Source organism: Lysinibacillus sp. EB271-A1-10B (genome assembly GCF_058791335.1).
In genome coordinates this window covers 32,925-44,734 of the sequence record NZ_JBYTDL010000007.1, presented here as the reverse complement: position 1 = coordinate 44,734, position 11,810 = coordinate 32,925, and the positions used below count along the sequence as shown (strand labels likewise).

General features: G+C 39.4%; 9 protein-coding genes. 7 read left to right on the top strand and 2 right to left on the bottom strand.

Going from position 1 to position 11,810, the window contains the following annotated elements; all coding sequences use genetic code 11:
• Window positions 1-44: 44 nt before the first annotated feature.
• The 4 genes from AC3WSK_RS11625 to spoIIP all read left to right on the top strand — a co-directional run bounded on the left by AC3WSK_RS11625 (window position 45) and on the right by spoIIP (window position 4,435).
• Window positions 45-1,034: an agmatinase family protein gene (locus tag AC3WSK_RS11625; RefSeq protein ID WP_492412388.1), complete on the top strand. Its 990-nt coding sequence runs from the start codon at window positions 45-47 to the stop codon at window positions 1,032-1,034.
• A 456-nt stretch (window positions 1,035-1,490) separates the two neighbouring features.
• Window positions 1,491-2,378, top strand: a complete 888-nt coding sequence (locus AC3WSK_RS11620; RefSeq protein ID WP_427484399.1) for a 5'-3' exonuclease — start codon at window positions 1,491-1,493, stop codon at window positions 2,376-2,378.
• A gap of 625 nt (window positions 2,379-3,003) precedes the next feature.
• Window positions 3,004-3,543, top strand: a complete 540-nt coding sequence (locus AC3WSK_RS11615) for an RNA polymerase sigma factor (protein ID WP_079561455.1) — start codon at window positions 3,004-3,006, stop codon at window positions 3,541-3,543.
• Window positions 3,533-4,435, top strand: a complete 903-nt coding sequence (gene spoIIP, locus AC3WSK_RS11610; RefSeq protein WP_079561456.1) for a stage II sporulation protein P — start codon at window positions 3,533-3,535, stop codon at window positions 4,433-4,435. Before AC3WSK_RS11615 ends, spoIIP begins: the two co-directional genes overlap by 11 nt.
• Before the next feature lie 45 nt (window positions 4,436-4,480).
• Here spoIIP and AC3WSK_RS11605 read toward each other — a convergent pair whose 3' ends face one another.
• Both AC3WSK_RS11605 and AC3WSK_RS11600 read right to left on the bottom strand, forming a co-directional pair.
• Window positions 4,481-4,984: a C39 family peptidase gene (locus tag AC3WSK_RS11605; RefSeq protein ID WP_079561457.1), complete on the bottom strand. Its 504-nt coding sequence runs from the start codon at window positions 4,982-4,984 to the stop codon at window positions 4,481-4,483.
• Between the two features lie 59 nt (window positions 4,985-5,043).
• Window positions 5,044-5,361 (bottom strand): thioredoxin family protein, encoded by a 318-nt coding sequence (locus tag AC3WSK_RS11600; protein ID WP_079561458.1) that lies wholly within the window; start codon window positions 5,359-5,361, stop codon window positions 5,044-5,046.
• Window positions 5,362-5,770: 409 nt separating this feature from the next.
• Here AC3WSK_RS11600 and AC3WSK_RS11595 point away from each other — a divergent pair, with 409 nt between their 5' ends.
• The 3 genes from AC3WSK_RS11595 (at window position 5,771) to AC3WSK_RS11585 (ending at window position 11,286) form a co-directional block, all read left to right on the top strand.
• Entirely contained in the window at window positions 5,771-8,155 is a 2,385-nt protein-coding gene (locus AC3WSK_RS11595) for a 3-hydroxyacyl-CoA dehydrogenase/enoyl-CoA hydratase family protein (RefSeq protein WP_427484401.1), read from the top strand.
• 53 nt (window positions 8,156-8,208) lie between these two features.
• The gene (locus tag AC3WSK_RS11590) at window positions 8,209-9,381 is read left to right on the top strand and encodes an acetyl-CoA C-acetyltransferase (RefSeq protein ID WP_079561460.1); all 1,173 of its coding nucleotides are present in this window, start codon (window positions 8,209-8,211) and stop codon (window positions 9,379-9,381) included.
• A 120-nt stretch (window positions 9,382-9,501) separates the two neighbouring features.
• Window positions 9,502-11,286, top strand: coding sequence for an acyl-CoA dehydrogenase FadE (locus AC3WSK_RS11585; RefSeq protein WP_079561461.1), 1,785 nt, complete (start codon window positions 9,502-9,504; stop codon window positions 11,284-11,286).
• The last annotated feature ends 524 nt before the right edge of the window (window positions 11,287-11,810 follow it).

The following is an 11,810-nucleotide window of genomic DNA, read 5'->3' as shown; positions in this document are numbered from 1 at the left end:
CCCCACGCTAAGATATAGAAAAATAGTATGAAGGGGTCGAAAACATGTTTATTCAACCAGAATGGCAGTATAAGCAAGAAAATGGTTCAGCTATGCATCAATGGATTAAACAAAAAGAAAATCCAGTTCCAAGTGATGTAGATATTATTTTGTACGGAGCTTTATTATCGTATAGTAGTAAACCATCCGAAAAAGCACTATATCCAACAGCATTTCGAAAGGCTTGGCCAAGCTTTCAATCTTATAATTTAGATGAGCAAGTAGATTTACGTTCGTTGGCAGTCGTTGATGTAGGCGATGTGGCTATCCATGAGACGGATAGAATGCTTTCAGAGTCAGCTCTTGAAGCTGCTGCAGAAAGCTTAAGTACTGCATATTCTAAAAGTTTCACCTGTCTTATAGGGGGAGATCATGCGATTACAGCTTGTTCCTTAAGAGGAATAAAGAATGCTTTTCCAAATGATCGCATAGGGATTATTCAAATTGATACGCATTTGGATGCCCGGAATCAGGAGGAAATTGGTTTAGCTATGGATTCTCCAATGCAGAAGCTTATTGCAGCAGGGATTGTAGAGGGAAAACATATTTATAATGTCGGGCTACACGGCTTTTTTAATTCCCCAGAAATGATTCACTATGCGAAAGAACAAGGAATTCATATGATTACGTTAAAGCAAATGCGTCGTGACGGCATTCAATTAACCATTCGCGAAATGCTCCGTCAGCTTATGTATGAGGTAGATCGCATTTATGTATCTGTCGATTTGGATGTGCTCGATATTACATTCGCCCCAGATGTACCTGCAGCAACACCAGGTGGATTAACGGCCTATGAATTATTCGATATTCTAAAGCTCATTGGAGAAAATGAAGGAGTCCGCCATATTGACTTTGTTTATGCGGATCCAAAAGAGGGGGACCTACGCCCAGAAACCGTAAAGATGGGCGTAACAGCATTTTTACAATGGTTAACAGGTATTCGACTGGATTACCGCAATCGAATTTCTAAAAGAGGCAACGCCCTAATTAGATAGTTGGAAAATGAGACGTAGAATGATGGCTTGTATATATTTACAATGAAGTTTGATGATAGTTTGCTATAATAGAACAATGCTTAATATTAATATACTATGGCAGGCCTGTTGATTAGGGAATTATAGGTTTATTATTGATCGACAAAAGAATTTTTTTGTAGATACTTTGTTTATGATGCTCATTTTTTAACTGATTGTAGCGGAGGGCTACTCGACTCCCGCGGGAAAAGCGGGACAGACGAGACCCTGCACGGAGCGGATGTTTCCTGTGCGAAAGCGAAGCGACAGCAACAAAAGCGGAGGAAGCGGCTCGACGCTCGCCCGCAGGAAAGCGAGTAGCCCGTAGCGGAAATCAGGTTTTCTAATTAAGAGCGTGGATGCAAATGGTTAATCAACACACCTGAAATATTATAGATGAATACAATCATTGTATTGTTATAGAGAGGATTATTTATCATGACAACAAAACCAAAACTACTAATTGTTGATGGCATGGCGCTATTATTCCGTTCATTTTTTGCGTCTGCAGCGATGGGGCATTATATTCGCCTTGCGGATGGGACACCTTCGAATGGCGCTCAAGGATTTGTACGTCATGTTTTAACGGCACAATCTATTATGAAGCCGACCCATCTAGCTGTTTGTTGGGATATGGGGGCACATACATTCCGCAATGAATTATTTGATGGCTATAAGGCTAATCGACCATCACCACCAGAGGAAATGCTACCGCAATTTGATATGGCGAAAAATTTATCTCAACAAATCGGCTGGCAAAACTTCGGTGTGAAAGGGATGGAGGCAGATGATTTAATTGGCTCAATGATTACAAAATTTCAGGATGAGGCTGACATTACGGTAATTAGTGGAGACAAGGATTTACTGCAGCTTTTAAGACCATCAACGGAAATTGCTTTTACGAAAAAAGGCTACACAGAGTATGACGTTTATACGGATTCACGCTTTAAAGAGGAGTATGGCATCGAACCTATTCAATTTGCACAGGTCAAAGCTTTTATGGGAGATTCGAGTGACGGTTATCCTGGCGTAAAGGGAATTGGACCAAAGCAGGCACTTACGTTAATTCAAACGTATGGTTCTATCGAAAATGTTCTTACATCGATTGACGAATTAAAGCCTGGCCAACGTACGAAAATTAAAGAGAATGTAGATATGCTTAATTTGTCACATGAGCTTGCAACAATTCAAACAAACGTATCAATCGAGGCAGATTTAGCAAGCTTAGTATTACCTAATTACGAGCCGCAAATGTTCAAAGAAATAGAACAACGTGGCTACACATTAATCGCAAAGCAGGCGCGCTCGTTGTATTCACTTATTTAACTTATTTCAGCGGGTGTTCAAACATCCGCTGAAATAAAGGAACTCAGTCTAAGAACGCCACGTCCTGTGGCAACGACTGAGTGATCAACATCACGTTGGCCCAAAGCCTCCGGCGGATGTCACGGAAATCGAAAAGGAGTTCACATAGGATGTTAGCCTAAAATCATCGCATCCATGCGATAACGGCTAACTGACCTGCATCGTGCAGGCCTAAGCACAAAGCCGATTCCGGACGCAATTATGCCAAGGCATAATTGATTAACAAACATCAAGGTCATCAAAGCAGAGTATAGAAATATGCTCTGCTTTTTTATTGCTCTTCATCATAAGTTGGGGATGACATTTTGCTAATTCGTATATCATGTATAAGTTGATCTTCGTTACGACTGGGCGACTACTTGGGGATTAGCGATATAGAGGAACGAAGGCTAAAAGCATCACATCCTGTGATAACGCCTTCGTGACAAACAACAAATGTTTTATCTGTGCGAAAGCGTAGCGTCAGCAACAAAGCGCCCAGTCGGAGGAAATCAACCACACGTTATGGTGAAGAAACTATAATTTTTTGTAACCTTTTCCTAGCCTCAAACGAATTATAAGCAAATAAGTAAAAGGAGGGGAAAGATTGATTGATTCAAATAACTTGGAATCAAGAATCGTTGAAATCTACAATTTGTATTACTTAGACGTTTATAGATTTCTTGTTTGTTTTACAGGAAATCAAAATGATGCTGAGGATTTGACCCAGGAAGTATTCATTCGGGTATTAAAAGGTTTATCGAATTTTAACGGAAACTATCAGTTAAAAACATGGATTTTTTCAATCGCAAAACATGTGGCGATCGATCACTACAGAAAGAAACGATTTTCCTCACTATTTAAGGACGGTTTTTTTAATCAATTATCATCGAATGAAAAGAGGCCTGATGAGGAATTTGAGGTAACAGAATTAAAACGATTTATTCATGAAGCTATTGCTAAATTAAAACCAAAATACAGAGCTGTAGTCATACTTCGAGGTATTAATGAATTTTCCATTAACGAGACTTCGGAAATTCTTCAATGTAGTGCATCGAAAGTTAAAGTTGATTATCACAGAGCCCTAAAAGAGCTCGAAAGAAAACTGAATATTGAAATAGAGGGGGTATTGACAAATGCAAAATGAAAAAGACTTTTTTGATATGCTAAAAGAAATGTACCCTCAACATCCTAGAAAGGAGTTTGTTTCTGCAACTGAGAATACGCTTAGACAACGAGCACGTAGCATGGGTAAAAAAAGAATTTTAACAAAATTCTCCGTGATTACAGGTGGTGTTTTAGTTTGTGCATTTATTTTTTCATGGTTACTCTTCTTTAATGAAAATGGCAAAATTTCAGAGGTAATCCAAAGTGTTGGTGGGACTTCATCGTCTTCTGCAATGGACGAAAAAGAACCTGTAGTCTATATTTATCATTCACATAATATAGAATCATATATTCCAGAGATTCCTGCACAGCAGATGTATAGAGAGCAGGCGTACAGTGATACTAAAAATGTAACATTGGTAGGTAAAGAGTTAAGTAGAGCATTGAAGGGATTGCAGGTTCCATCAATTCATGATGAGACTGATATAGCTGGAATCTTAAAACAAAGAGGTTTACATTTTCCGGATTCATATAAAGTGTCACGGGAAAATTTACAAAAAGTCTTAGCTGAAAATGACAGTATTCGCATGGTTTTTGATATACATCGAGATTCTACAAAAAGACGGGACTCCACAATTGAAATTAAAGGCAAAGATTACGCAAGAATTAAATTGGAAGTATCAAAAACGAGTGGGAACTATGAAACGAATAAAAAATTTGCAACTCAGCTTCATGAACAACTAGAAAAATTATATCCGGGACTATCAATAGGTGTAGTAGAAAAAGGGGTCAATCCCCAAAACACCTATAATCAAGATCTTCACGATAATTCCGTATTATTAGAAGTTGGAAGTATAGAAAATACGCTGGAAGAAACGTATAGAACAATGGATGTTTTCGCACAAGTTCTAAAAGCTATTCTTGAAGAGTAAATAAGTGAAAAAACAGCGTGTCTAACATTGTAGGCACGCTGTCAGTTAGCTCGGTGTGATTTTGACAAAGCTCAATACTTTCTCATTATCTTTAAAAAGGGCCGTTCGAATTTTACTTTCACGATTAGCACCACCATTATCATGGAACATTAATAACAGCTCATCATTTCGTATTTCATAGCCAATCAGAGGTACCCAATGATACGCGAAGGCAGCCTTTTTATCTCCCCAATTCAGGCTAAAATAGCGGTCAAAGCGTATGGCGACAGGTCTCCCTGCATCGATTTCCTGCATAGCCTCCTTTAAAGTACAATCACGAATATCCCATGTCGGCCGGAGCCGCCGAAGATTGCGAATTAGACGCCACTTAAATAACCCAATTTTGGTGCCACCAAGAAGTTTATAAAGATCATTTACCGAAGGAGCTTGATCTTCCAAGTAGTTTAAAATTACATGTACAGTTGTAGGTCCACAAGCGGAATTACGATAGTTTGGTGAAATAGATGCATCATATTGTGATCTTCCGAGTAGCGACAATTGCTGGCGCATCATATTCTCCTTTCTAAAAAGAGCCGCATTTCAAAAAGAAATGCAGCTCCGTTTTTCAATTATTTTTGTTCAGATAAGAAATCTGTAACTTGCTGAGGTGTTTTAGCATTAGCACTATGTAAGTGTGCTAATTTTTCACCGTTTTGGAAAATTAGTAGGCTTGGAATACCCATTACATCATATTTGTCCGCAATTTCTGGAAGTTCATCACGGTTAAGTTCATACCAGTCAAATTGGTTGTACTCTTCGATAATTGGATCGATGAACATATTCATGCGTGTGCAATCTGGGCACCATCCAGCGTAAAATTTTACTAGCACTTTTTGGTCACTAGAGATTAGTTCATTAAATTGGTCAGCAGTTGTAATTGTTTTCATTTGTTATTTCACTCTCCTCGCTTTCCATTCTACACATTTTTAACGTATCCTGAAAGTTTTCTGTTTGGAATAATCGCTATCTGCTTATTGTCTTGTTTTCGCTCGTAAAAAACGAAAAAAGTTGTATATCGCAAAAATAATTGGAGAAAAAAGATTGCTAAATGAAACAAAATATTCTACACTGAAAACAGAAAAAGTAGTTTTATCTTCATTCGACGGAAAAATTTACCTCAAAAACTAAAATGGTAGTTGAACGAAGATAAGCCTTAGTTGTACGTCACAGATTAAATTTGAATAGAGCTAAACTAATTCAAATACTGGACAAAAATACACGAGGCAAACTTTGATATTTTTTTGGTCAAAAAATGAATGACTATTCATTCAATGGGAGAATAAGGGGGAATTGCTTGTGACTTACAACATTAAAAAAGCAGCTGTTCTAGGTTCTGGGGTAATGGGCTCTGGAATTGCAGCACATTTAGCAAACATCGGTATTCCAACATTATTATTAGACATTGCGCCGAAGGAACTAACAAAAGAGGAAGAAGCAAAGGGTCTTTCCTTAGAGCATCCTGCTGTGAGAAATCGTATCGTTAACGGAGCTCTGCAAAAGTTATTAAAGCAAAAACCAGCACCACTTACTTCTAAGAAAAATTTATCACTACTAACGGTTGGAAACTTTGAGGACGATTTAGAGAAATTAAAAGATGTAGATTGGGTTATTGAAGTTGTCGTTGAAAATTTAGCGATTAAACAAAGCCTATATGAAAAAATTGATGCTGTACGTAAGCCAGGCACAATTATTAGTTCAAACACATCGGGCATTAGTATCGATGCAATGGCAGAAGGGCGCTCAGAAGATTTTAAAAAGCATTTCTTAGGAACTCACTTCTTCAATCCGCCGCGTTATTTAAAATTACTTGAAGTCATTCCAGCAAACACAACAGCGTCAGAGGTTGTAAGCTTTATGAAAACATTTGGCGAAGATGTGCTTGGGAAAGGTGTCGTACTTGCTAAGGATACACCGAACTTCATTGCCAATCGTATCGGAACGTACGGTTTACTAATTACTTTACAAGAAATGATGAAGGGTAGCTATTCAGTTGGCGAGGTGGATTCTGTAACAGGTCCATTAATTGGTCGTCCAAAATCTGCAACCTTCCGAACGTTGGATGTTGTTGGTTTAGATACATTTATTCATGTAGCGAAAAACGTCTATGATCAAACAACTGGTGAAGAGCAGCAAGTATTTGCAGTACCAGACTTCCTACAGAAAATGGTCACAAACGGCTGGCTCGGAGCAAAATCAGGTCAAGGGTTCTTCTTAAAGCAAGGCAAAGAAATACTTGAAATTGATCCAAACACTTTAGAGTATAGCCCAGTTAAAAAGTTAAAAACTCCTTCTATTGAAATGGCAAAACAAACTCGTGGACTAGCAAATAAAGTGAAAGCATTAACTTATGCTAAGGATCGTACAGGAGAGTTATTATGGGGTATCTTCGCTCCGACGCTCATTTACTCTGCACAGTTACACGGTGAAATTGCTGATGATATTGTTGCCATTGATAATGCTATGAAATGGGGCTTCGGCTGGCAGCAAGGGCCATTTGAAATATGGGATGCAATCGGCGTCAAAGAGTCCGTAGCTAAAATGGAGGAAGAAGGTCGTGAGGTACCGGCATTCGTCAAAGATATGCTAGCAAGCGGCTTTGAAACTTTCTATTCCGACATGGACGGTGACCTAGCCTATTATAATGGCTCTGAATACGTAAAAGTGCCAGTGAATGAAAAGGAAATTAACTTAAAACGCTATAAGAAAAAGCACGGCGTTATTAAATCAAATACAGGTGCTAGTTTAATAGATATAGGTGATGGAATTGCATTACTTGAATTCCATTCCCAATCAAATGCAATTGGCTTAGATATTATCCAAATGATTAACTTTGCAATCGATGAAGTAGAAGCGAACTATAAAGGCTTAGTCATCGGTAACCAAGGGAAAAACTTCTGTGTTGGTGCAAATCTAGGAATGATTTTAGTAGAAGCACAGGATGATAATATTTTTGAACTAGATTTCGTTATTAAAGCATTCCAAGATGCGATGCAAAAGATTAAATACTCTCGCAAGCCTGTTGTAGCAGCGCCTTTTGCTATGACACTAGGTGGCGGAGCAGAGGTTTGCTTACCAGCTGCGCATATTCAAGCAACAATGGAAACGTATATGGGCCTAGTTGAAGTTGGCGTAGGATTAATCCCTGGTGGAGGCGGTAATAAAGCACTTTACCAAAAATTCCTTAAAGGGTTACCAAATGGCGTGGAAGTAGACTATCAACATATTGCTAATAAAGTATTTGAATCGATTGCGATGGCAAAAGTTTCGACATCTGGTGAGGAAGCACGTGAAAATAATTTCTTAAACTTTGCTGATGGGATTTCTGTTAACCCAGATCACCAACTATATGATGCAAAACAAGCTGCACTAGCGCTTTATGAGGCAGGTTATTTACCACCTATTCCTACGAAAGTTCCTGTAGTCGGCGCATCAGGATACGGTACGCTACTAATCGGTGCGCAAGGGATGCTTGAATCAGGCTATATTAGTGAACACGATTTAAAAATCGCTAAAAAATTAGCGTATGTCATTGCTGGTGGTAAAGTTCCATATGGCACATTAGTAGATGAACAATACCTATTAAACCTTGAGCGTGAGGCGTTCCTAAGCTTAGTGGCAGATCCGTTATCTCAACAAAGAATGCAGCACATGCTTTTAAAGGGAAAACCATTGCGTAACTAACTTTAAGACTGAATTCACTATACTTGCACATGAAACAAAGGGGGATTAATACGATGCGTGAAGCCGTTATTGTAGCAGGAGCACGAACTCCGATTGGAAAAGCGAAGAAGGGTTCTTTATCAACAGTTAGACCAGATGATTTTGGAGCGGTTGTTGTCAAAGAAACATTAAAAAGAGCGGGCTATGAAGGTCCGATTGACGATTTAATTTTAGGATGTGCAATGCCGGAAGCTGAGCAGGGCATGAACGTAGCACGTAGTATTGGAGCGCTTGCTGGATTACCAGATACAACGCCAGCACTAACAATTAATAGATTTTGTTCGTCAGGTTTACAAGCAATTGCTTTTGCAGCAGAGCGTATTATGCTAGGACATTCTAAGGCAATTCTTGCTGGTGGCGTCGAGTCTATGAGTATGGTGCCAATGGTAGGTAATACACCTCGCTTAAATCCAACATTAGCTGAAACTGCTCCACAATATTATATGGGGATGGGGCATACAGCTGAGGAAGTGGCACGTCAATACAATGTTAGTAGAGAAGATCAGGATGCATTTGCTGTTCGTTCACACGAGCTTGCGGAAAAAGCGATTAAAGAAGGTAAGTTCAATGATGAAATCGTACCAATCGAAGTGGAGCAACATTATGTAGATGACAACAACAAACTACAGGTGAAAAAATTCACGTTTAGCATGGATGAAGGTGTACGTCCAGGTACATCTGTAGAAGGTTTAGCGAAGCTTCGTCCGGCCTTCCATGTTAAAGGTAGTGTTACAGCTGGTAATGCTTCTCAAACTTCGGATGGTGCAGCAGCGGTACTAGTGATGGATCGCGAGGAAGCAGAAAAACAAGGTCTTACTCCGATGGCGAAGTTTTTAGGCTTTGCAGTTGGTGGCGTACCTCCTGAGGTGATGGGTATTGGACCAATCGTGGCAGTACCTAAAGCACTTGAAATTGCAGGCTTATCAATAGATGACATTGATTTATGGGAAATTAACGAAGCATTTGCGTCACAATCCTTACAAGTCGTCCGTCATTTAGGCATTGACCAAAACAAAGTAAACGTTAATGGTGGAGCAATTGCCCTAGGTCACCCACTTGGTGCAACGGGAGCTATTTTAACATTAAAGCTCATTCATGAATTAAAGCGTCAAGGTAAGAAATATGGTGTCGTAACAATGTGTATCGGCGGCGGTATGGGTGCTGCGGGAGTATTTGAACTTCTATAATTTTTGCTAGATCAGCTTGGAGTGCACCGTTTTCGGTTGCCTCCGAACGTAGTACTTCAAGCTTTTCTATATATTGGGGATAAAAACTATTAAAAATAGATATATAGGGAGGAATTTAGAATGACAGAAAAAACAACGGATTTCATTAAAGGCGGCGGATTTATTATTGAAGATGTGGAATTAGATCGTGTGTTTACACCAGAAGATTTCACAGATGAGCATAAAATGATTGCTAAAACTACAGAAGAGTATGTAGCAAATGAAGTGTTACCAGTCGTTGAAAATTTAGAAAACCATGAATTTGAGCATTCGGTTCGTCTACTAAAAAGCGCAGGTGAACTCGGCTTACTAAGCGCGGATGTACCTGAAGAATATGAAGGGCTAGGATTAGACAAAGTTTCTTCTGCATTAATCGCAGAAAAAATGTCTGTAGCTGGCGGTTTCTCTATTACACATGGAGCACACGTAGGCATTGGTTCTTTACCAATTGTCCTATTCGGAAATGAAGATCAAAAGAAGACGTATTTACCAAAGCTTGCTTCAGGTGAATTAATCGCTGCTTACGCATTAACAGAGCCAGGTTCAGGTTCTGATGCATTAGGTGCAAAAACGACTGCGAAGTTAAACGATGCAGGAACACATTATATTTTAAATGGTGAAAAGCAATGGATTACAAATGCAGGCTTTGCAGATGTATTTGTTGTCTATGCAAAAATCGATGGCGATAAATTCTCGGCATTTATCGTAGAACGTGCCTTCAATGGCGTTTCAGTTGGCGCAGAAGAGAAAAAAATGGGAATCAAATCTTCATCAACACGTACTTTAATCCTTGAAGATGCAGAAGTACCTGTAGAAAACCTATTAGGTGAAGTAGGTCGCGGACACGTTATTGCCTTTAATATTTTAAATATCGGTCGCTATAAATTAGGGGTTGGAACAATCGGTGGCTCGAAACGTGCATTAGAGCTTGCTATTCAATATACAAACCAACGTCAGCAGTTTAAAACGAAGCTGTCTGATTTCAATCTAACAAAAGAAAAATTATCGACAATGGCATCACAATTGTATGCGTCTGAGTCATTAAACTATCGTACAGTAGGTTTATTTGAGGACCGCTTAAGTCAGCTAAGCCCAGATGAGCAAAAACAAGGGAAAGTGATTGCTAGTGCAATTGCTGAGTATGCTATTGAATGTTCTATTGCTAAAGTATTTGGTTCTGAGACTTTAGATTACATTGCGGATGAAGCGGTTCAATTACACGGTGGTTACGGCTTTATGGCTGAATACGAAGTAGAGCGCATTTATCGTGATTCTCGTATTAATCGTATTTTTGAAGGTACAAATGAAATTAACCGCATGATTGTACCAGGTACATTTATGAAAAAGGCAATAAAAGGTGAATTGCCGTTGCTACAAGTTGCTCAAAATTTACAACAAGAGCTTCTTATGCTAATGCCTGAAGATGTAGGTACAGAGCCATTAGCACAGGAAAAATACCTTGTGAAAAATGCGAAGAAAATTGCTGTATTAGCATCAGGTTTAGCAGCACAACGCTTCGGCGCGAAGCTTGATCAAGAGCAAGAAGTATTAGTGAAGATTGCAAATATCGCAAACCAACTATTCGCTATGGAATCTGCTGTATTGCGTACAGAAAAGGCGATTGCTCGTGACGGTGCTGAAAAAGCTCATCAAAAATTACTGTATACTCAAATCTTCTGCCAAGAAGCATTTGCAGAAATTGAAAAAGAAGCAAAAGATACGATTCTTGCTTCAGCAGACGGCGACGCTGCACGCATGACATTGTCTGCACTGCGTAAATTAACTCGCAACAACCCATACAACTTAATCGCGAAGAAACGCGAAGCTTCTGTTAAATTAATTGAAGCAGAAAAATTTGTAGTTTAATATGCAAAAAAACCCTAGCTATCCACAGAGTTGCGATAGCTAGGTTTTTTTGTTGGAAGTAAAAGTATAGCTCTTAAAATGAGGGGGTGATTTCCGTTCCAGGCTACTCGCTTTGTTGCTGCCGCTACGCTTTCGCACAGAGCAAGGCTTCCTGTGGGCGAGCGTCGAGCCGCTTCCTTCGCTCGGCTCAGTCCAGGATCTCGCCTGTCTCACTTTCCCACGGGAGTCGAGTAGCCTTCCACTCCAATCAACAATATCGTAGAACTTTAATAAATTTTATGAATGGCAAATGAGAACGCTAAGGCTACACATCATAATCAATCAGAATAGTAAGGGCGATTGTACATCTGTTGTTGATTCTGCTACGATAACACTTCGCTTTCGCACGAAAAAACACCGGTAGCTAAAGCTTGGTTTTATTACATTAAATCGGATAAATATGCAAGAAACACACGCTATATGAATTGGTTGATTGGAGTGGAGGCTGGGCGACTCCTTGGGGATCAGCGTCACAGATGAGACCC